The 21,012-nt window shown below is 70.1% G+C and carries 16 protein-coding genes; 7 read left to right on the top strand and 9 right to left on the bottom strand.

Annotated features, from left to right (window positions below; all coding sequences use genetic code 11):
- Positions 1 to 4 precede the first annotated feature (4 nt).
- From IG98_RS0106090 to treZ, 4 genes are all read left to right on the top strand, one after another.
- On the top strand, positions 5 to 3,328 hold the full coding sequence (locus IG98_RS0106090; protein WP_084195155.1) for an ATP-binding protein: 3,324 nt from the start codon (positions 5 to 7) through the stop codon (positions 3,326 to 3,328).
- 140 nt (positions 3,329 to 3,468) lie between these two features.
- Entirely contained in the window at positions 3,469 to 5,574 is a 2,106-nt protein-coding gene (gene glgX / locus IG98_RS0106085) for a glycogen debranching protein GlgX (RefSeq protein ID WP_030906732.1), read from the top strand.
- On the top strand, positions 5,567 to 8,041 hold the full coding sequence (treY, locus tag IG98_RS0106080; protein ID WP_245651411.1) for a malto-oligosyltrehalose synthase: 2,475 nt from the start codon (positions 5,567 to 5,569) through the stop codon (positions 8,039 to 8,041). The genes glgX and treY overlap by 8 nt, the downstream gene beginning before the upstream one ends.
- Before the next feature lie 2 nt (positions 8,042 to 8,043).
- Positions 8,044 to 9,771 (top strand): malto-oligosyltrehalose trehalohydrolase, encoded by a 1,728-nt coding sequence (gene treZ, locus IG98_RS0106075; RefSeq protein ID WP_157594176.1) that lies wholly within the window; start codon positions 8,044 to 8,046, stop codon positions 9,769 to 9,771.
- A 20-nt stretch (positions 9,772 to 9,791) separates the two neighbouring features.
- On the opposite strand, the gene IG98_RS0106070 is transcribed toward treZ, so the two are convergent.
- From IG98_RS0106070 to IG98_RS0106060, 3 genes are all read right to left on the bottom strand, one after another.
- Positions 9,792 to 10,292: a YbgA family protein gene (locus IG98_RS0106070; protein WP_051751667.1), complete on the bottom strand. Its 501-nt coding sequence runs from the start codon at positions 10,290 to 10,292 to the stop codon at positions 9,792 to 9,794.
- Positions 10,289 to 10,813: an RNA polymerase sigma factor gene (locus IG98_RS0106065; RefSeq protein ID WP_030906724.1), complete on the bottom strand. Its 525-nt coding sequence runs from the start codon at positions 10,811 to 10,813 to the stop codon at positions 10,289 to 10,291. Before IG98_RS0106065 ends, IG98_RS0106070 begins: the two co-directional genes overlap by 4 nt.
- Before the next feature lie 112 nt (positions 10,814 to 10,925).
- Positions 10,926 to 11,837 carry a MerR family transcriptional regulator gene (locus tag IG98_RS0106060; RefSeq protein WP_245651410.1) on the bottom strand — a complete coding sequence of 304 codons (912 nt, stop codon included), beginning with the start codon at positions 11,835 to 11,837 and terminating at the stop codon, positions 10,926 to 10,928.
- Positions 11,838 to 11,989: 152 nt separating this feature from the next.
- Between IG98_RS0106060 and IG98_RS0106055 the strand changes: the two genes are divergently transcribed.
- Entirely contained in the window at positions 11,990 to 13,279 is a 1,290-nt protein-coding gene (locus tag IG98_RS0106055) for a cryptochrome/photolyase family protein (RefSeq protein ID WP_030906720.1), read from the top strand.
- On the opposite strand, the gene IG98_RS0106050 is transcribed toward IG98_RS0106055, so the two are convergent.
- From IG98_RS0106050 to IG98_RS0106025, 6 genes are all read right to left on the bottom strand, one after another.
- Positions 13,249 to 13,671, bottom strand: a complete 423-nt coding sequence (locus IG98_RS0106050; RefSeq protein ID WP_245651409.1) for a hypothetical protein — start codon at positions 13,669 to 13,671, stop codon at positions 13,249 to 13,251. The two genes, IG98_RS0106055 and IG98_RS0106050, sit on opposite strands and share 31 nt — an antisense overlap.
- 91 nt (positions 13,672 to 13,762) lie before the next feature.
- A complete protein-coding gene (locus IG98_RS0106045) occupies positions 13,763 to 14,440 on the bottom strand; it encodes a uracil-DNA glycosylase (RefSeq protein ID WP_030906716.1) in 678 nt (225 codons plus the stop codon).
- 82 nt (positions 14,441 to 14,522) lie between these two features.
- Positions 14,523 to 15,401: a carbohydrate ABC transporter permease gene (locus tag IG98_RS0106040; RefSeq protein WP_030906714.1), complete on the bottom strand. Its 879-nt coding sequence runs from the start codon at positions 15,399 to 15,401 to the stop codon at positions 14,523 to 14,525.
- Positions 15,398 to 16,873, bottom strand: coding sequence for an ABC transporter permease (locus IG98_RS0106035; protein ID WP_030906711.1), 1,476 nt, complete (start codon positions 16,871 to 16,873; stop codon positions 15,398 to 15,400). Before IG98_RS0106035 ends, IG98_RS0106040 begins: the two co-directional genes overlap by 4 nt.
- 12 nt (positions 16,874 to 16,885) lie before the next feature.
- The gene (locus IG98_RS0106030) at positions 16,886 to 18,199 is read right to left on the bottom strand and encodes an ABC transporter substrate-binding protein (protein WP_030906709.1); all 1,314 of its coding nucleotides are present in this window, start codon (positions 18,197 to 18,199) and stop codon (positions 16,886 to 16,888) included.
- A 106-nt stretch (positions 18,200 to 18,305) separates the two neighbouring features.
- Positions 18,306 to 19,562, bottom strand: coding sequence for an ABC transporter substrate-binding protein (locus IG98_RS0106025; RefSeq protein WP_030906707.1), 1,257 nt, complete (start codon positions 19,560 to 19,562; stop codon positions 18,306 to 18,308).
- Positions 19,563 to 19,702: 140 nt separating this feature from the next.
- Between IG98_RS0106025 and IG98_RS0106020 the strand changes: the two genes are divergently transcribed.
- Both IG98_RS0106020 and IG98_RS0106015 read left to right on the top strand, forming a co-directional pair.
- The gene (locus IG98_RS0106020) at positions 19,703 to 20,200 is read left to right on the top strand and encodes a PadR family transcriptional regulator (RefSeq protein WP_245651433.1); all 498 of its coding nucleotides are present in this window, start codon (positions 19,703 to 19,705) and stop codon (positions 20,198 to 20,200) included.
- Complete coding sequence (locus tag IG98_RS0106015; protein ID WP_051751665.1) at positions 20,197 to 20,940, top strand: ABC transporter ATP-binding protein; 744 nt, start codon at positions 20,197 to 20,199, stop codon at positions 20,938 to 20,940. The genes IG98_RS0106020 and IG98_RS0106015 overlap by 4 nt, the downstream gene beginning before the upstream one ends.
- Positions 20,941 to 21,012 lie beyond the last annotated feature (72 nt).

The following is a 21,012-nucleotide window of genomic DNA, read 5'->3' as shown; positions in this document are numbered from 1 at the left end:
CCAGATGGAATTTCGTGTGCTTGGCCCGGTCGAGGTGATCGCCGACAGCGGGGCGGTACTGGACATCGGCCCCTACCAGCAGCGGTTGGTGCTGGCGATATGCGTTCTCGCGGCCCCGCGACCGGTCGGGCCGAACCGGATGATCGACGCCCTCTGGGAGGATGCCCCCCCTCCGGGGGCGCTCAACACCGTGCAGGCATACGTCTCCAAACTCCGCCGCGTCTTCGAGCCGGGCAGGCCGAGGGGGGTGCCTCCGAAGGTCCTGGCCAGCAGGCCGGGAGGCTATGTCCTGGACGTCCCCGCCACCGCGATCGACCTGGGCAGGGTGCGGGGGCAGGTGGCCGAAGGCAGGAGTCTGGGCGCGGCGGGAGATCACGAGGGGGTGGTGCGGGAGCTGCGGCTGGCCCTGGGGGAGTGGAGCGGAGAACCGCTTGACGGTCTCGCGGAGTCCTCCTGGGTGGCGGAGGAGCGCGCGCATCTGATCGAGCTGCGGTTGACGATCGAGGAGGACCTGGCCGAGGCGGAGCTCGCGCTCGGCCGGGGAACGGCGGTGACGAGCAGGCTGGCCAAGCTGGTCGCCGCCCATCCGTTCAGGGAACGGCTGCGGACGCTCGCCGCCCACGCGCTCTACCAGGCGGGACGGCAGGCGGACGGGCTCGGCCTGCTCGCCGAGGGACGCCGGTTGCTGATGGAGGACCTGGGCCTGGACCCCGACCCCCGGTCGCGGGAGATGGAGCGGCGCATCCTCGGCCAGGATCCCGCGCTGAGGCCCAGGCACACGGCTGACGCGGGAAAGGCAGCCGTCGTGGCGGAGGCGACCGGTGCCGCGAGGCCGTCAGGGGCGGCGGAGCCGGTCGGGCTGGAGAACGGCACCGGGCTGGTGGGCCGGCAGGCGGAGGCCGGTGTGTTGGAGCGGGCGGTCGCCGGAGACGGGCACCGGGTGGTGCTGCTCGCCGGGGAGCCGGGTATCGGGAAGACCAGCCTCGCCGAGTACGCGGCCGACGTCGCGCGGGCACGGGGCCGGCGGGTGGTGTGGGGCCGTTGCTGGGACGGCGCCGGCGCGCCCCCCTTCTGGCCCTGGACGCAGGCGGTGCAGGACCTGGTCGGCAGGGTCGGCGAACTGGTGCAACTCGCCGGAGCCGGAGCCGGGACCGGAGCCGGGACCGGCCATACCGGACAAGAGGGGCAGGCGGGGCAGTTCGAGTTGTACGAGGCGTTCGCCCGGCTGCTGAACGAGCACGGCCGGGTGCTGGTGGTCCTCGACGACCTCCAATGGGCGGACACCTCCTCGCTGCGGCTGCTGGAGTTCCTGGCCTCCACCCGGCTCTGCCCGGAGCTGACGGTCGTGGCCACGTACCGCGACACCGACGTGCGCCCCGGCGAGTCGCTGGAGCGCACCCTCGGCGTGCTGCTCAGGCTGCCGCACGTACGGCGGCTCCTGCTGCGCGGCCTGGCCGAGGAGGAGATCCGCGAGTATCTGGGGCGGGCGGGCGCCGACCCGGGACGGGCCGGGGAGATGGGCAGGCTGACCGCGGGCAACCCGTTCTTTCTGGGCGAGGTGCTACAGCTGGGAGAGACCCCCGAGGCGCTCTCGGACGTGGTGCGCGGCAGGATGGCCCACCTGCCGCCCGACACCGAGGAGGTGCTGACCGTCGCGGCGCTGCTGGGCAGGGAGGCGGCGACAGACATCCTGACGCGCGTGGCGGAGTTGCCCGAGGGGCGGGTTCTCGACATCGTCGACGCCGCGGTGGGGGCCCGGCTGCTGGTCGAGGGAGAGGGGCCGAGCTGCCGGTTCGTCCACGACATCGTCCGCGACGTGCTGCGCGAGGCGCTGCCGCCGCTACGCCGCAGGAGGTTGCACGCGCGGATCGCGGAGGTGCTGGAGGAGCGGAGCGGGACGCGGCTGACCGAGATCGCCCACCACTACCGTGAGGGCCTGCTGTCTCCCGCGATGGCGGGCAGGGCCATCGGCTACACCCGGCGCGCGGCGGCCCAGGCGACCGCGCAGTTCGCCCACGAGGACGCGGTGGAGGGCCTGGAACGGGCGATCGCGATGATCGACCGGCTGCCGGGGGCCGACAACGGGCTCCGCTGTGACCTCCTGCTGGACCTGGCGGAGGCGCAGGCGGTCTCGGGGATGAGCGGCGCGGCCCACGCCTCGCTGGAGGCCGCCGCGCAGGCCGCCGAAGGGCTCGGCGACGACAACCGGCTGGCCAGAGCGGTGCTGGGATTCTCCAACCCGATCTATCTGGCCATGTACGAGGAGATGACCGGGATCGACAGGCTGGCCGAGCGCATCGACCGGGTGCTCGCCTCCGACCTCGTGGAGGACTCGCCGTGGCGGGCCCAGTTGCTCGCCGCCGCCGCGCTGACCGGCTCCACCGGCCGGCCCGTCGAGCAGAGCGTGGCGATGGCGGAGGAGGCGGTGCGGCTGGCTCGCCGCACCGGGGAGGACCGGACCCTGTCCAGGACGCTGATCGCCCTGGAGATCCTGCTGCGGTCCGGCCACGATCACGACCACCGGCGGGCGGTCATCGCCGAGATCGTGGACATCGGCCGCCGCACCGGCGACCTGGCCACCGAGTGGATCGGCAGGGAGAACGAATACGTCGAGCTGAACGCCCAGGGCGCCGCGGGCCCTGCCACGGAGCTGCTGGCCTGGCTGCGAGAGAGCGCGGAGAGGCTCCGGCTCCCCTCGATGGTCAGCCTGGCCGCCTGGCAGAGCGCGGTCCACGCCTACCTGGCCGGGCGGTTCACCGACGCGCTCGCCGCGGCCGACGCGTCCGGCGCGGCCCACCCGGAGGGCGCGCTGGGCCGGGGCGACGCGCTGCTGCGGCGGGAGACGTTCCGCTTCCTGGAGCTGCGGGCCGAAGGGGCGGCGGGCGAGGCGCTCGCGCTCTCCGATGAGATACTCGCCCACCGTCCGGGGCAGATCCCCTGGCGGATCCTGCGCTGCCTGGCCCTGATCGACCTGGGCAGGACGGACGCGGCACGGGAGGTCTTCGCCGAACTCGCCCGCGACGGCTTCGCGGCACTCGGCCCCGAGCTGGCCTACCGGTTCGTACCGGATGCCGTCAGCGAGATCTGCGCGGCGCTCGGCGACGGGGTCGCGGGGAAGATCCTGTACCGCAGGCTCGTCCCGCACGCGGGCCGGTTGCTCGGCTGGTCGCTGACCGACCTGTGCCTGGCCAGACTGGCCCTGCTCGACGGTGACGAGGAGCGGGCCGAGGTTCACCTGCGAGCGGCGGCGGCGTTCGCCGCCGGGGCGGGGCCGCGCGTGTACGAGCCCGCGATCCGCGCGCTGGCCCATGGGTTTCGCCCGGCCTGACCCCGGCCTGACCCCGGTCTGGCCCCGGCCCGTCCACGGATGTCGCCGGGTGACTCCGAGATCACTGTCGCGGGAATGGAGATGTGCGCATGGCCGGGCTGAGACGGGGCATATCTGTTCACCGCTGAAGGGGCGGTGCAATGATCGAGATATGGCCGGGTGATCCCTATCCTCTTGGGGCCACCTACGACGGCGCGGGGACCAACTTCGCGCTTTTCACCGAGGCCGCCGAACGCGTCGAGCTGTGCCTGTTCGACGAGGAGAACCAGGAGACACGAGTCACCTTCACCGAGTGCGAGGGCTTCGTCTGGCACGGCTACCTGCCCGGTGTCGGCCCCGGGCAGCGGTACGGCTACCGGGTGCACGGACCGTACGATCCGCGGAGGGGACAGCGGTGCAATCCGGCCAAGCTCCTGCTCGATCCGTACGCCAAGGCGGTCGAGGGGGATGTGAACTGGGACGAGGCGGTGTACGACTACCGCTTCGGCGATCCGGAGACCCGTAACGACGCGGACTCGGCCGCGTTCGTGCCGCGCTCCATCGTGATCAACCCGTTCTTCGGCTGGGGGCACGACCGGCCGCCGAGCACCCCGTACCACAACACGGTGATCTACGAGGCGCACGTCAAGGGGCTGACGATCAACCACCCGAAGATCCCCGAGCGGATCCGGGGCAGCTACGCGGCGATCGGGCATCCGGAGATCATCGATCACCTGACCGCCCTCGGGGTGACGGCGATCGAGCTCATGCCGGTGCACCAGTTCGTCACCGACCACGTCCTCGTCGAGCGGGGGCTGACGAACTACTGGGGCTACAACAGCATCGGGTTCTTCGCCCCGCACAACGCCTACTCCAGCACCGGGCAGCGCGGCGGGCAGGTGCTGGAGTTCAAGGCCATGGTCAAGGCCCTGCACGAGGCGAACATCGAGGTCATCCTCGACGTGGTCTACAACCACACGGCCGAGGGCAACCACCTGGGCCCGACACTGAGCATGCGGGGCATCGACAACACCGACTACTACCGCCTGGTCGACGACGACAGGCGGTACTACCTGGACACCACGGGCACCGGCAACAGCCTGTTCATGCGCTCCCCGCACGTGCTGCAAATGATCATGGACTCGCTCCGCTACTGGGTCATCGAGATGCACGTGGACGGTTTCAGGTTCGACCTTGCCGCGACACTGGCGCGGGAGCTGCACGAGGTCGACCGGCTGAGCGCCTTCTTCGACCTGGTCCAGCAGGATCCGGTGCTGTCACAGGTCAAGCTGATCGCCGAGCCGTGGGACGTCGGCCCCGGCGGCTACCAGGTGGGCAACTTCCCCGCCAGGTGGACCGAGTGGAACGGCATGTACCGCGACACGATCCGCGACCTGTGGCGGGGTGAGCCCGCCTCGCTGCCCGAGTTCGCCTCCAGGCTGACCGGCTCCAGCGACCTCTACCAGGACGACAGCCGCCGTCCCGCCGCCTCCATCAACTTCGTCACCTGCCACGACGGGTTCACCCTGCAGGATCTCGTCTCCTACAACGGCAAGCACAACGAGGCCAACGGCGAGGACAACCGGGACGGCACCGACGACAACCGCTCCTGGAACTGCGGTGAGGAGGGGCCCGCCTCGCTGGCCATCGAGTCCCTGCGCGAGCAGCAGAAGCGCAACTTCCTGACCACTCTTTTCCTGTCCCAGGGCGTTCCGATGATTTCCCACGGCGACGAGTTGGGCCGCACCCAGCGGGGCAACAACAACGTGTACTGCCAGGACAACGAACTGAGCTGGGTCGACTGGTCCGACGTCAGGGAGAACTGGCTGCTGCTCGAGTTCACCCGGCGGCTGGCCAAGCTCCGTGCCGACCACCCGGTCTTCCGGCGGCGCAGGTTCTTCTACGGGCGGCCCGTACGAGGCTCCGAGGAGAACCTCAGCGACATCGCCTGGCTCACTCCGAGAGGGGAGAAGATGACCGACGCCGACTGGAACGTTGGTTACGCCAGGTCGCTGGCCGTCTTCCTGAACGGTGAGGCCATCACCGAGCCCGACCGCAGGGGGCGGCAGATCGTCGACGACTCGTTCCTGCTGCTGTTCAACGCCCACCACGACGTCATCAAGTTCACCCTTCCGAAGGACTACGGTGAGATGTGGCTGACAGAGATCGACACGGCGATGCCGATCACGGTTGACACCCGGGTCTGCCGGGCCGGAGAGAGTGCGCCGGTGGTCGGCCGCTCGGTGAGGGTGTTGCGCCGTGTCTGAGCCCATCACGCAACCCACCCCCGAGCCCGCTCCCCTGGAGCCCGCGCCCACCGTGGTCCCGCCCGAGCCCGTGCCCACCGTGGTGCCGCGAGAGCCGGTGCCCGGTGTGGTCCCGCCGCAGGTCGCCCATGGCGAGGTCCTGCCGGAACCCGGGGCGGCACCGTTCGGCGAGAACGTGCCAGAGCCGGTGGAGCTCCCCGAGGAGGTTCCCGAGCCCCCGCCCTCGCCCGGCTCCTACGAGGTGCCGGTCTCGACCTACCGGCTCCAGCTGACCCCCGACTTCGGGTTCGACAAGGTGGCCGAGCTGGCCCCGTACCTGCGGGACCTGGGGGTGAGCCATGTCTACCTGTCGCCGATCCTGCAGGCCGTGCCGGAGTCGAGGCACGGCTACGACGTGACCGACCACTCGCGCGTCCGCGAGGAGTTCGGCGGGGTCGAGGGACTGCGGGCGATGTCGGCGACGCTCGCCCAGCACGGGATCGGCATCGTCGTCGACATCGTGCCCAACCACATGACGGTCCCGGTGCCGGAGTCGGGCAACGCGCAACTGTGGTCGGTGCTCGCCGAGGGGCAGAAGTCGCGGTACGCGTCCTGGTTCGACATCGACTGGGCCGGCGGCGACGGCAAGGTGAACCTGCCGGTGCTCGGCGACTCGGGGGAGGCGGTGGTCGACGGTGACGTGCTGCGCTACCACGACCACGTCTTCCCGCTGCCGGACACCAACTACCGGCTGGTCGACTGGCGGCGCGGGCCGGGCTACCGCCGGTTCTTCGACGTGTCCTCGCTGATCGGGCTGCGGGTGGAGGACCCGGAGGTGTTCGACGCCACGCACGCCGTCATCCTCTCGCTGGTCCGGGAGGGGATCATTCAGGGGCTGCGGGTGGATCACCCCGACGGGCTCGCCGAGCCGCGCGGCTACCTGTCGCGGCTGCGCGCCGCCTCGGGCGTGTGGACCGTGGCGGAGAAGATCCTGATCGGCTCCGAGCGGCTGCCCGCGGACTGGGAGTGCGACGGGACCACCGGCTACGAGGTGCTCAACCGGATCACCGGGCTGTTCGTCGACCCGGCGGGGAAAGAGCCGCTGGTGGAGCTGTTCACCCTGCAGACCGGCATGCCCGCCGGCTACGCCGCGGTGGTCCGCGAGTCCAAGGCGGAGGTGCTGAACCTGTTCTTCGATTCGGAGATCGACAGGTTGCACGCCGCCGTCGGCTCCGACCGCCGGACGCTGGTGGAGCTGCTCGCCGCGATGCCGGTCTACCGGGCCTACGCGGTGCCGGGCGAGCCGGTGCCCGAGATCTCGGCCCAGATCGTCGAGGAGGCCGGACAGGTCGCCGCGGGACGGCTGCCCGAGGGCGCCCCGGTGGCGGAGGTCGTCCAGCGGGTGCTGGCCGGGCCCGCCGAGGCGGTCGTCCGCTTCCAGCAGACCTGCGGCCCGGTGATGGCCAAGGGGGTGGAGGACACCGCCCTCTACCGCTGGTACCCGCTGTCCTGCCTGAACGAGGTGGGCGGTGAGCCCGACAGGTTCGGCGAGCCGATCGAGGAGTTCCACGCGTTCTGCCGGCGGATGTCGCCGGGCACGATGACGACGCTGTCCACCCACGACACCAAGCGCTCGGAGGACGTGCGGGCCCGGCTGGCCGTGCTGTCCGAGCTTCCGGAGGAGTGGGCGGCGGCGGTCGGCGAGTGGTCCTCGAAGGTCTCCTTCGACCCGGCCCTGGACTACCTGGCCTGGCAGAACCTGATGGCCTCCTGGCCGATCGGCCCCGACAGGTTCTTCGACTACCTGTTCAAGGCGGCCCGCGAGGCCAAGACCTCTATCTCCTGGGCCGCCCCCGACCCGGCCTACGAGCGTGGCATCCGCGACTTCGTCACCCGGGCCGTCGAGGAGTGCGGCGCCTCGATCAAGGAGTTCGCCACGCGGATCGAGCCGTACGCCAGGTCCAACTCGCTGGGCCAGAAGCTCGTCCAGCTCATGCTGCCCGGCGTGCCCGATCTCTACTGGGGCAACGAGATCACCGACTTCTCCCTGGTGGACCCGGACAACCGCCGCCCGGTCGACTTCCCGCTGCGCCGCAGGATGCTCTCGGCGGCCCAGGCTCACGCGAGCCAGGCCCACCCGGAGCAGGCACACCCGAGTCCCGCCACCGAGGGCCTGTCCTGGGACGAGGCCAAGCTGGCGATCACCAGCCGGGCGCTGGACCTGCGGCGGAGGCTGGACCCCGCGGCACCGTACGTCCCGATCGAGGCCGGGGAGCACGCGATCGCCTTCGCCAGGGGGGAACGGGCGGTGGCGGTGGCCACCCGGCTGCCGGTCGGCCTGGAGCGGCGCGGCGGCTGGGGAGGCAGCACGCTCACCCTGCCGCACGGTACCTGGCGGGACCTGCTCTCCGGTGTTGAGTACACCGGCAGGATCCCGCTCGCCCACCTGCTCTCGGTCCACCCCGTCGCACTCCTGGAAAGGGACTGAGCATGTTCGAGGTCTGGGCGCCGCGGGCGACGGCGGTGGATGTGGAGATCGGCGAGGTGCGCTACCCGATGTCGTCCGCGGGCGGCGGCTGGTGGTTCGCGGAGGTGCCCGGTGCCGGGCACGGCACCGACTACCGGTTCCGGCTGGACGGGGGCGAGGCGCTGCCTGATCCCCGTACCCGCTGGCAGCCGGAGGGGATCTTCGGCCCGAGCCGGGTCTACGACCATGACCGCTTCGAGTGGGGGGACGCCCTGTGGCGGGGGCGTGACCTGCCGGGCTCGGTCATCTACGAGCTGCACATCGGCACCTTCACCCCCGAGGGCACCTTCGACGCGGCGATCGGCAGGCTGGAACACCTGGCGGAACTCGGCGTCGACTTCGTGGAGATCATGCCGGTGCCGCCGGTGCCCGGCGGGCGCAACTGGGGCTACGACGGCGTGGACCTGTGGGCCGTCACCGACAACTACGGCGGCCCTGACGGGCTCAAGCGCCTCGTGGACGCCTGTCACCGGCGCGGGCTCGGTGTGATCCTCGACGTCGTCTACAACCACCTCGGGCCCTCGGGCAACTTCCTCGCCCCCTTCGGCCCCTACTTCCACTCCAGTGCCTCCTCCTTCTGGGGGCAGGCGGTCAACCTGGACGGCCCCGGCTCCGACGAGGTGCGCGCCTACCTCGTCGGCAACGCGATGCAGTGGCTGCGCGACTACCACATCGACGGCCTGCGGCTGGACGCCGTGCACGCCCTGCGCGACGACCGGGCCGTCCACCTGCTGGAGGAGATCGCCGCCGAGACGGAGGCGCTGTCGGCGGCCGTGGGCAGGCCGCTGACGCTCATCGCCGAGTCCGACCTCAACGACCCCCGGCTGATGACCCCCCGCGAGGCCGGGGGATACGGCCTGGCGGCCGCCTGGAACGACGACGTCCACCACGCCCTGCACGTGGCGGTGAGCGGGGAGCGGCACGGCTACTACGACGACTTCTACGGGGCACTGCCCAAGGTGCTGACCCGCGCCTACTACCACGACGGGACCTACTCGTCCTTCCGGGGGCGGTCCCACGGCCGACCGGCGGCCCACCTGCCCGGCTACCGCTTCGTCTGCTGCGCGCAGAACCACGACCAGATCGGCAACCGCGCGGAGGGCGACCGGCTGGCGCCCGAGGCGCTCCGGCTGGCCGCCGGGCTCCTGCTGACCTCGCCGTTCACCCCCATGCTGTTCATGGGGGAGGAGTGGGGCGCGCGCACGCCGTTCCTGTTCTTCACAGATCACGTCGAGCCGCAGCTGCGCGAGGGCGAGGCCGACCGGCGGCGGCGGGAGTTCGTCGGCTTCGGCTACGACGACTGGGCGGAGAAGGCCCCCGACCCCGGCGAGGAGCTGACCTTCCTGCGGTCCAAGCTCGACTGGAGCGAGCTGGACGACGACGCCCACCGGGCCCACCTGGACTGGTACCGGGCCCTGATCGCGCTGCGCCGGGCACACCCCGAGCTGACGGACCCGAGACTGGACCGGGTCCGGGTCGACCACGGTGAGTCCTGGCTGGTCGTCCACCGGGGAGGACTCAGGGTGGCGGCCAACCTCGGTCCGGTCCCGCTCACCGTCAGGCTCGGGCCAGGACGGTCCGCGCCCGGCCACATCCTGCTCGCCTCGGAGGCGTCGGCGACGGTGCGGGGAGAGGAACTGTCCCTGCCCGCCCACTCCCTCGCGGTGGTGAGACTGAATCCGCCCGTCTGACCGCCGCGGTGGCCGCAGGCTCAGTCGGTCACCTGGTCGCGGAGATCCTCCGAGTACGGGGAGAAGAACGTCTGGTCCCGTACGTACCGCGCGGCCTCGCCCCGGGCGTAGTCGCGCAGCAGGGCCGCGGGGACGCTCAGTGCCACCTGTCCGGCCTGGTAGGAGGCGATGGCCTCGACCAGCTCGGACCGGTGCGCCGGGTCGAGCGAGTCGCCCACCATGCCCATGCAGTGCTGCAGGACGTTGACGTTGCGGCCGATGCCGGCCCCGACGGCGAACGCCGCGCGGAAGAGGCTCGCGTAGTCGGCGGCCAGCTCCTCGCGGGGCCGCACGCCCGCCTGAGCCACCACCCGCCCCGCCTGCCGGTAGGCCACGGGGTGGTGGGCCAGCAGCTGCATCTTGTGCCGGGCGTGGAAGGACACCAGGTCCCGGGGGCGCCAGTCGCTCTCCAGCAGCGCGCGGAGCCGGAGGTGAGCGAAGATCCGCTCCATGACGGCCGTGCCGTCCGTCCAGCCGTTCACGCCGCGACCGGGGTGAGGATGTCGGACAGGCGGCGCAGACCGCGGGCGGTACGGGCCTTGACCGTGCCGAGCGGGACCCGCAGCCTCTCGGCGATCTCCCGCTGGGTCAGGTCGCCGTAGTAGGCCAGTTCGATCGCCTGGCGCTGCGGCGCGGGCAGTTTGGCCAGCGCCCAGCGCACCTGGTCGCGCTCGGCCAGGCCGTCGCCGTCGATCCTGCCGTCGTCGCCGGCCGGATCCGCCACCACGTCCAGCGGCACCGTACGCAGGGTGCGCATCCGAAGCTGGTCGACCGCGCGCTTGTGCGCGATGCCGAGCATCCAGGCGGGGAGGCTGCGGGCCGGGTCGAAGCGGTGCCGTGACCGCCAGACCTCGGCGAACACGACCTGCTGAAGGTCCTCGACCTCCTGCTGCGATACGAATCGCCGCAGGTAGGAGCGGATGAGGGAGCCGTGGGCGGTAAAGCACTCGGCCAGGGCCGCATCGTCGCCCTCGGCGAACCGGATGTTCAGGTTATCCGTCATGACGCCTCCGCCCATCGAGAAAACTTATTCAAAACCTATTCATACCTGGCCGGTCGGCGTGATCGCAAGCAGGGCACGGCGGCACGCCGGTCAACGGGAGGGAGAAAGGCGGTCAGGCCAGAGCGGAGAGGACGCGGGTGAGCGCGTCCTGGAACGACGTGACGTGGGGGACCGACGCCGGCAGCCCCTCCCACCAGCCCGTACCGCCCGCGACGACCAGGCTCGGCGGGCGGAGCGCGGGCAGCGACGCGAGCGGGGCGGGGTCGCCGGTCGCGGGCAGCTGGGACCAGACGAAGACCACCGCGGGGCCCAGCCGGCGCATCGCGTCCGCCAGCGCCGGGTACGGGGTCCTGGCGCCCAGCACCCGGGTCTCCACCCGGTGGTCGGCGGTCAGCGTGGCGGCCAGAGCGTAGATCGGCAGGCTGTGCTGCTCGTCCTCGGCGCAGGCGAGCAGCACCGGGCGGGTGTTGACCGGCTGAGCGGGACGTGTGGTGAGCCGGATCAGCGCCGCCAGCAGCCGGTCGGAGAACAGGTGCTCGATCTCGACGCTCGCGCCGCTCTCGGCCTGGCGCTCGCAGATCGTCTCGAAGACCGGCACCACCAGCCGCTCCCAGGTCCACGGCACGCCGTGCCTGACCAGCGACTCCTCTATCCAGTCGTAGACGGTTCGGCTGTCCAGCATCATCGCCGCCCGCGCCAGCATCGCCGCCGTGGGGATGCCGGGCCGCTCCGTCGCGGGGGAGGAGATCTCCTCGGTGCCCGCCTCCGGAGCCGCCGGTGGGACGGTCTCGATCCTCAGGACCTCCCGTGCCGCGTCGGAGGGGGAAACCCCGCTTCTGATGAGCCGGTTCATCTCCTCCAGGCGCCACAGGTCGCGGGTGTCGTAGCGCCGATGCCCCCCGGGGCTCCGGCGGCTCGGGCCCACGCCGTAGCGTAGGTTCCAGGTCCGCAGCGTGGGGGCGGGTACGCCGAGGCGGCGTGAGACGGCGCCGATGCCGTATCCCGGCTCCTCATCAGCGGTCACCTGTCGCTGCTTTTCCATCTCATCCCATTTCAAGCCCGCTACTGCCGTACCAGCGTGACAGGCGACACGAGCGGTCGCTCCCCGGACATTCTTTCGAATTCCGAGCCTCCGGCGGATGCAACCGGCGGAGCGTGACCCGGCGAAGGGAAAACGTGACCGATACTGTGATCGTTTTGTTCAGCCGCGATCTCCGGGTGCACGACCACCCGGCGCTCGCCGCCGCGTGCGAGCGCGCACGTCATGTCATACCACTCTTCGTCATCGACCCCGACATACCCGCGGGCAACCGCCTGGGATTTCTCGCCGAATGCCTCGCCGACCTGCGCGGATCGCTCCGTGAACGGGGCGGTGAGCTGATCGTGCGCAGGGGTGATCCGGTCGCGGAGACGATGCGCCTGGCGGGGGAGTCGGGGGCCGGGGCGGTCCACACCGGCACGGACGTCAGCGCCCTCGCGCGCCGCAGGCAGCGGCGCCTGGCGGCGGAGTGCGAGCGTGCGGGGATGGCGTTCCGCGCCTTCCCCGGCCTGACGGTCGTGCCGCCGGACGCGCTCAGGCCGTCGGGCGGCGGTGACCACTACCGGGTCTTCACCCCCTACTGGCGGGCCTGGAGCCGGCAACCACGCAGGGATGTGCTCAAGGCCCCCGGCGTGGTCCGTGTCCCCGGGGCCCTGGGCCCCGGCAGGCTGCCCGAGCCCGGTCCCGAGACCTACGAGCTGTTCAGGGGCGGTGAGACGGCCGGGCGCCGGAGGATGGAGCAGTGGTTGAGACACTGCGTGGACGACTACGCCGACGGCCACGACGACATGGCGGGCAACCGCACCTCCAGGCTCAGCCCCTATCTCCGTTTCGGCTGCGTCTCGCCGCTGGAGCTGGAGTCGCTGGCCAGGGAGGCCGGGGACCCCGGCGAGTTCGTCAGGCAGCTGTGCTGGCGGGACTTCTTCTACCAGGTGACACGGGCCTTCCCGCGGATCAACCGGGACGACTACCGCCCGCGCGGGCACGAGTGGCGTGACGACGAGCACGCGGCGCAGGCGTGGCGGGAGGGCATGACCGGAATCCCCATCGTGGACGCCGGGATCCGGCAGATGCTCGCCGAGGGCTGGATGCACAACCGGGCCCGTCTGATCGTGGGCTCGTTCCTGGTCAGGCGGCTGCGTGTCGACTGGCGTGTCGGGGCCGACCACTTCTTCGAACGGCTGCTCGACGGCGACGTGGCCAACAACTACGGCAACTGGCAGTGGGTCGCGGGGACCGGCAACGACACCCGGCCCAACCGGCCCGTCAACCACATCCGGCAGGCCAAGAGGTACGACCCGGAGGGCGAGTACGTCCGCCGCTACGTCCCCGAGCTCGCCACCCTGCCGAAGCGGGTGATCCACGAGCCGTGGAAGCTCCCCGCTGGCGTCCCCGGCTACCCCGCGCCGCTCGTCCCCATGGAGTGAATACCCGTCGGATGCTCCGGGTGCCGAAAACCCCGCCGGTGGTTGTGACCGGCGTGGTCGTGGCCCGCGTGGTCGTCCTCGTCCTCGTCCTCGTCCGAGGGGCCCTCGGAGGGCTCGACGCCCAGCACGGCCTCGCGGGGCTCGATCTGCTCGACGTGCTCGATCAAACCCAGGACGTGGTCCGGCTCGATCAGCCACTGCAGCGCCGTGGCGCCGGTCTCGTCGGCCGAGACCAATTCGGCCTGCTCCTTGCGCTCGTCGTCGTCCAGGTCGGCGTCAGGGTGGTTGATCTCCTTCAGCGCGGCGGCCTGCAGGGAGGCGATGTCCTGCACCTCCACGGTCAGCTCAACAGTCAGACGCAAATAGCGTTCAGTGCCCGATTCATCACTCATGGTGGAAATCCTAGTGCCTGGTTAGGGGCGGACAGGGCAGGGGACCTGTCCGCTGGATCTTTTGCCCGCCGCGAGATCCGCGGAACGGAGCCTAGGGGAGCTTCCACTCCACGGGGGTCGCGCCCTGCTGCTGGAGAAGCTCGTTCGTCTTGCTGAACGGGCGGGAGCCGAAGAAGCCGCTGCGGGCCGACAGGGGGCTGGGGTGGGCCGACTCGATGGCCGGGATCTTGCCGAGCATCGGGCGCAGGTTGCGGGCGTCGCGTCCCCACAGGATCGCCACCATCGGCTGCTCGCGCGCGACGAGGGCCTTGATGGCCTGCTCGGTGACCTCCTCCCAGCCCTTGCCCCGGTGCGAGGCGGGCTTGCCCGGCATGACGGTGAGCACCCGGTTGAGCAGGAGCACGCCCTGATCGGCCCAGGGGGTCAGGTCGCCGTTGCTCGGCATCGGCAGCCCGAGATCCTCGGTGAGCTCCTTGTAGATGTTGCGCAGGCTGGCCGGGATCGGGCGTACGTCCGCGGCGACGGAGAAGCTCAGACCGATGGGATGACCCGGCGTGGGGTACGGATCCTGCCCCACGATCAGCACCTTGACCTGGTCAAAGGGCTGTTGGAAGGCGCGGAGCACGTTGGCCCCGGACGGAAGGTACTGCCTGCCCTCCGCCACTTCCCTCCGGAGGAACTCGCCCATCTCGGCGATCTTCTCTGCGACGGGTTCCAGGGCCTCGGCCCACCCGGCTTCCACGACTTCGTTCAAGGGACGTGCGGCCATGTGCAGGACCCTATCGATGTTTTAGGCCCGGTACGGCGCGTGCCGGAAATCAGCACGCGCCGTACCGGGCCTGCCCCTGTCCTTACTTCACCGAACCGGCCATCATCCCTTGCACGAAATACCTCTGGAAGGCGAAAAAGAGGATCAATGGGATGATCAGCGACAGGAAAGCACCTGGCGCAAGAATGTCCACGTTGGTCCCGAATTGCCGCATCTGGGATTGCAGGGCCTTGGTCATCGGCTGGTTTTCGGTGTTGGCGAAGACCAGGGCGACGAGCAGGTCGTTCCAGACCCAGAGGAACTGGAAGATGCCGAGCGAGGCGACCGCGGGCTTGGCCAGCGGGAACACCACGGTCGAGAAGATCTTCCACTCCCCGGCGCCGTCCATCCGCGCCGCTTCGAGCAGCGAGCTGGGGATGCCCGCGAAGAAGTTGCGGAGCAGGAAGATGGCGAACGGAAGCCCGAAGGCGACATGGAAGAGGACGACGCCCGCGATGGAGCCGAAGATGCCGACCGTGCCGTAGAGCTTCGCGACCGGGATCAGCGCGATCTGGATCGGCACCACCAGCAGGCCGACCACCACCAGGAAGAGCGCGTCCCTGCCGGGGAACTCCATCCAGGCGAACGCGTACGCCGCCATGGCCGCGATGCCGATCACCAGGAGCGTCGTGGGCACCGTGATGAACACGGTGTTCCAGAACGACGCGGTGAACCCGCTCGCCAGCAGATCGGAGTAGCTCTTGAGGGTGAACTCGGCGGGCTTGGTCAGGGCGGTCCACCAGCCGGTGGAGTTGTTGGCCGTCTCCTCGCGGAGTGAGACCACGAACAGCCCGAGGGTCGGGACCAGCCAGAAGACGCCGATCAGCACCAGCACCGCCTGGACCAGGCCGCCGCCGATCCGATCGACGACACGGCCCGCCACGCTGCGCGGTGGAGCGCCGAGGGTGGTGGAGGTGGTCACTGGTTGTCCCTCCTGAACCGGCGGATGTTGAGAACCATGAAGGGCAGCACGAGGACCAGCAGGAAGATGGAGAGCGCGCTGCCCAGCCCCTGGTTGCCTCCGCCGCCGAAGGAGACGCGCCACATCTCCAGCGCGATCACATTGGCCTGCGGCTGCACCGATCCCGGCGCGATGACGAAGACCAGGTCGAAGACCTTCAACGTGTTGATGATCATCGTGACGAACACGACGAGCAGCACCGGGGCGAGCAGCGGGACGGTGATCTTCCGGAACACCTGCCACTCGGTGGCGCCGTCGATACGGGCCGCCTCAAGCGCGTCACGCGGGATGGCGGCCAGGCCCGCCGCGATCAGCACCATGGCGAATCCGGCCCACACCCAGATGAACGCTCCGATGATCGCCGGGGTGATCAGCGTCGGTCCCAGCCAGGAGATCCCGTTGAAGGGCGCCTGGAAGTTCGACGACGGCAGCCGCACCTGGTAATCGCCGGGGGCGAGGCCGGTGAAGCGGAAGGTGCCGTCGGCCTCGGTGCGGGCGGTGGCCTGGACGGCACCGTTCCGTACCGCCTCCACGGTCACTCCGACCAGACCTTTCTCCGTCGGATCCACCTGGTTGACCGCTCCGCCGCCGCCCTGGGTGAAGTCCACCCAGACCGTTCCGGCCAGCTCGCCGGGACCCGGCTGGGCCGCCTTCGCCGGCGCGGCCGAGGCGATGGAGCCCGGTTTCACGCCGACCAGCGGGACGAGCACCGCCCGTCCGGGGGCGGCGGGCTGCTTGCTCACCACCGCGCCCTGCGAGGCGGCGACCGGTGCCTGGTCGTTCTCCCTGGGACGGGCGTCCGGGTAGCCCTGGTCGGAATCGAAGAGGCCGCTCACCGAGGTGATCACGGCGTTGGCCACGCCCCGGTCGGGGGCCTGCTCGTACACCAGACGGAAGATGACGCCGGAGGCCATCAGGGAGACGGCCATCGGCATGAACACGATCAACTTGAAGGCCGTCGCCCAGCGAATCCGCTCGGTGAGCACCGCGAAGATCAGGCCCATCGCGGTGACCAGGAGGGGGGCCACCACCACCCAGATCAGGTTGTTCCTGATCGTGATCAGGGTGGCGGAGTCACTGAAGATGGTGGCGTAGTTTCCCGCGCCGACGAAACCGTCACCGTTGGCGTCGTAGAGGCTACGGAAGATCGAGTAGATGATCGGGTAGATCACCATCACGCCGAGCAGGAGCGCCCCCGGCAGCAGGAACCAGATCGCCATGCTCGGCGGCGGTCCCAGCCGGGTGGCCTTCTTCGCCGGCTTCACCGGCGCGGCGTCCTCGGCGGAGGTGTCCCCGGTGGGGGCGCCGGGTGGGGGGGTGCGGACCTCGGGGCCGGCGTCGGGTGCCGGCCGCAGGGTGTCGTTCGGTCCGGGGGAGGACCCGCCGGCGGTGTCGCCGGGCGGGTCCTGCGGGCCGTCCAACCGGTTGGTCACGGCCTTTCTCCCTTACTTCCAGGCCTTCTTGGCCTCGGCCTCAAGCTTGGTCTGGATGCCCTTGATGTCCGAGGGGTCGCGCACGAAGTCCTGCAGGAGCTTCCACTGACCCTTGCCGTCCGTGCCGCCGAAGGCGCTCGGCGCCAGGTCGGACATGTCGTAGCGGACCGCGTCACCGGCGGAAATGATCGTCTGGGCGAGCTGCTTGGTCAGCTCGGCGGGGTAGTTGTCGGGCGAGACGTTGCGGTTGGGGGAGAGGTAGCCGGGAAGCTTCGCCCAGATCTCGCCGCCCTCGGAGGAGGCGAGGAACTCCAGCAGGGCCATCGCGCCCTTGGAGTCCTTCAGCGCCACCGCGATGTCGCCGCCCAGCACGACCGGCTCGGTGTCACCGGCCTTCGGGAACGGGAAGTACTTGGCCTCCTCGCCCAGCTTGGCGCCCGACTCCTCGGCGGTGGTGCCCACGAAGTCGGCCTCGATGACCATGGCGGACTTGTCCTGGCCGTAGACCTGGGTCACGCAGGTCGGGAAGTCGGTCTGCAGGGCGCCGGAGGAGCCGCCGAGCAGGAACTCCTTCTTGCCGACGAGCTGCCCGATCTTCTCCAGCGCGGTGGTCACGCTGGGGTCGGTCCACGGGATCTCGTGCTTGGAGAGCTTGGTGTAGTTCTCCGGACCCGCGCTGGACAGGTAGACGTTCTCGAACAGGTCGGTCAGCGTCCAGCCGGAGGCGCCGCAGAGGGAGAACGGCGGGGTGCCGGAGTCGGCGATCGCCTGGGCGGCCTTGACCAGGTCGTCCCAGGTGGCCGGAGGCTGCACCCCGGCGTCCTGGAACGCCTGGTCGCGGTACCAGATGAGCGACTTGTGGGCCGCCTTCACCAGTACGCCGTAGGCCTGGCCGTCCGCCGAGCCGAGTTCCTTCCAGTACGGGGTGTAGTTGTCGTCGATCTGCTTCTGGACCTCGGCGGTGAGCGGCTTGAGCGCCTTCTGGTCCGCGTACTGCTGGACCAGGCCCGGCTGGGGCAGGATCGCGATGTCCGGCGGGTTGCCGCCCTCGATGCGGGGCCCGAGGTAGGCGCCGGTGTCCTCACCGGTGGAGGCGTAGGTGACCTTGGCACCGGTCTTCGCCTCGAACGCCTTGAGCACTTCCTGGAAGTTGGTCTGCTCGGCGCCGGTCCACTTGGCGGCGACCTCGATGGTCACCCCTTCGAGGGTCTTGGCGGCAGCGGGCGCGGACGCGCTTCCGGCCGGGGTGGTGGGGGTCGACTCGCCGCACGCGGCGAGTGCCAGGGCGAGTCCTGCCGTGGTCACCGCTGCAATGGTTTTACGCATGCTGGGCAGACCTCCTGAGATATTGAGGTTTTGGAATGGGGGATATATGTGGACTTGCCAGCACTTGAGATGGGGATGACGGCTCGTTCCGAGGGGTGGCCCCAGGTCAACGAACCCGAATGATCTCGTTGAGCTGACCTTTCATGGAGGCGACAACGTCGTCGCCGGCCTCCTCGAAAGGGGGGGTGAGCGCGTTGGAGACCGCACTGGCGATCACCAGGCTCACCTGGTTGTAGTTGGCGCTCGCCGGTCTGGGGCGGGCGGAGAGGATGCTCTGCTTCAGGACCGGCAGGTAGGGGAAACGCTTGATCAGATCGGGGTCGTCGTACAGTTCGGCCCACACGGGCGGGAACGAACCGTCGGCGAGCACCCGCCGCTGGTTCTCCAGACTGGTGAAGTAGCGGATGAACTCGGTGGCCGACTTCTGCCGCTTGGAGAAGGCGCTCACCGCGAGGTTGTAGCCACCGAGTGAGCCGGCTCCCGGGCCGTTCAGTCCGGGAAGCCTGGTGACCCCGAACTTGTCCGCGACAGACGAGAGGGTGGCCGGTCCGTACGCGTGCGGCCAGTTGCGGGCGAAGGCCAGCCGGCCCTCCTGGAAGGCCAGTCGCGACTCCTCCTCCTTGAAGGAGAGCGATTCGGGCGGGATCCAACCCTCTCTGAACCCGTTCACCAGGAAGTCCAGGCCGGCCTTCGCACTGGCCACGTCCATGGTCACCGAGGTGCCGTCCGGGCTGAGGATCTGCCCGCCCGCCGACTGCACGGCCTCGGTGAAGTTGACGGTCAGGCCCTCGTAGGCCAGGAACTGGCCCGCGTAGCCGCCGATGTCGTACTTGGTGCGCAGGGTCCGCGCCTGCTTGCGCAGTTCGGCCCAGGTCTTCGGTGCTTCGAACCCCTCTTTGGCCAGCAGGTCCTTGCGGTAGTAGAGCAGTCCGGCGTTGCTGGTGTACGGCACCGCCCAGAGCTTGCCCCGGTAGAGTGCCGTGTCGACGACCGGTGGCAGGAACCGGTCGAGCGGGAACATCGCGCGGTCCAGCGGCAGGATCCAGCCCGCCTCGGCGAACTCCGCGGTCCAGACCACGTCCAGCCCGAGCACGTCGTAGCGGTCGCTCCCCGCCTGCAGGTTGGCGACCATCTGAGCGCGCTGCTCGTCGGCCGCCTCGGGCAGTTCGAGCAGGCTCACCCGCTCCTCGGGGTGCGTCTGGTTCCACCGATCCAGCAGCGGTTGCAGGTACGCCGTCGTGTCGCGGCCGATGACGAGGGTGAACGGGCCGGTTCCGCCGAACCGTTCGGTCTGCTGCGAGCCGGCCGCCGAGCACCCCGCGACAAGAAGCACGGTGAGCACGACGGGGATGAGTCGGCGCACCGTGACCTCCAGGTTTCCCGTTGATTACATACGTGTTAGGTAGATGCATGCATGTTATGCATAGCGATAACATCGTCGTCAACGGATAAACCCGTAACGCTCACGTAACGAGCTCTCCGAGGAGGTGGGGCGTGCGGCCGATGCTGCTGGCGCTCCTCGCGAAGGAACCTGCCCACGGGTACGAGCTCAAACAGGCTCTTGAACAGATCTTCGGTAGCGCCTATCCTTCCCCGAACATCGGGCAGATCTACGTCACGCTAGGCCGTCTGGAGAAGGACGGCCTCGTGCGTGTCGTGGACGTCGAGCAGTCCAACCGGCCGAACAAGAAGGTCTACTACCTGACGGCCGCGGGCCGCGAGGCCCTCGAAGGGTGGGTGGACGAGCCCACCGAGGGGCCCAGGGTCAGAGACGAGTTCTTCATGAAACTCGTGCTGGCCCCGATGACCGGCATCGCCGACAGGATGGCGATGATCAACCGCCAGCGCCGTCACTACCTCGGACTCATGCGTGACCTCAACGAACTCGCCGGGCAGACCGACCGCGACAATCGCGCCGCGCTCCTGCTGGTCGAGGGGGCCATGCTCCACCTCCAGGCTGATCTCGACTGGCTCGAACGTTGTCAGGAGGAGCTGAGTTGACGTCCCCCGTGGTCGACACCGTCAATCTTGTCAAGATCTACCAGGACGGTGAGGTGCCGGTACCCGCCGTACGAGGGGTCGACCTGCGGGTGGAGGCGGGGGAGTTCGTGGCGGTCATGGGACCCTCGGGCTCCGGCAAGTCCACCCTGATCCACATGATCGGCGGCCTTGAGGCCAGGACCAGCGGCGAGATCTGGCTCGACGGACAACGGGCCGACATGCTGAAGGAGAGCGCCTGGGCGCTGCTCCGCCGCAGGAAGATCGGTTTCGTCTTCCAGTTCTTCAACCTGGTCGCCAACATGACCGTGGCCGACAACGTCGAGCTGCCCGCGCTGCTGGCCGGGGTCTCCGCGAAGGAGGCCCGCAGACGCCGCGAACACCTCCTCGGTGAGCTCGGCCTGACCGCCCGCGCCGACGCCGCGCCCGCCCAGCTCGCCGGTGGCGAGCAGCAGCGGGTCGCGCTGGCCCGCGCGCTGGCCAACAAACCGAGCCTGCTGCTCGCGGACGAGCCCACCGGCAACCTCGACAGCCGCAACACCCGCGACGTGCTGCGCCTGCTCGGCGAGGTCCACCGCGAGGGCCAGGCCATCGTCCTGGTCACCCACGACGCCCGGGTGGCGAGCCTGGCCGACCGGGTGGTCTCCCTGCTGGACGGTCAGATCGTCGACGACGGCGGCGCCGGCCTGGCTCGCCGCCGTCCCCGGGGCGGCGCGGGTGACGTCATCGAACTGAGAGGGTGACCGGTGCGAATCCCCCCTCCCCAGCCGACATCGCCGGGGATCGCCCGAACCATGCCTTCGCGGACCGTACGG

The organism is Streptosporangium amethystogenes, assembly GCF_000721075.1.
Lineage (GTDB): Bacteria > Actinomycetota > Actinomycetes > Streptosporangiales > Streptosporangiaceae > Streptosporangium > Streptosporangium amethystogenes.
The sequence above is the reverse complement of the archived record's forward strand: the minus strand, read 5'-3'. Positions and strand labels throughout refer to the sequence as shown.

What these genes read in the sequence shown, in the direction of transcription:
- IG98_RS0106090 (WP_084195155.1), top strand. Translation starts at nt 5, where the DNA reads ATGGAATTTCGTGTGCTTGGCCCGGTCGAGGTGATCGCCGACAGCGGG.
- glgX (WP_030906732.1), top strand. Translation starts at nt 3,469, where the DNA reads ATGATCGAGATATGGCCGGGTGATCCCTATCCTCTTGGGGCCACCTAC.
- treZ (WP_157594176.1), top strand. Translation starts at nt 8,044, where the DNA reads ATGTTCGAGGTCTGGGCGCCGCGGGCGACGGCGGTGGATGTGGAGATC.
- IG98_RS0106065 (WP_030906724.1), bottom strand. Translation starts at nt 10,813, where the DNA reads ATGACGGATAACCTGAACATCCGGTTCGCCGAGGGCGACGATGCGGCC.
- IG98_RS0106050 (WP_245651409.1), bottom strand. Translation starts at nt 13,671, where the DNA reads ATGAGTGATGAATCGGGCACTGAACGCTATTTGCGTCTGACTGTTGAG.
- IG98_RS0106045 (WP_030906716.1), bottom strand. Translation starts at nt 14,440, where the DNA reads ATGGCCGCACGTCCCTTGAACGAAGTCGTGGAAGCCGGGTGGGCCGAG.
- IG98_RS0106030 (WP_030906709.1), bottom strand. Translation starts at nt 18,199, where the DNA reads ATGCGTAAAACCATTGCAGCGGTGACCACGGCAGGACTCGCCCTGGCA.
- IG98_RS0106020 (WP_245651433.1), top strand. Translation starts at nt 19,703, where the DNA reads ATGCTGCTGGCGCTCCTCGCGAAGGAACCTGCCCACGGGTACGAGCTC.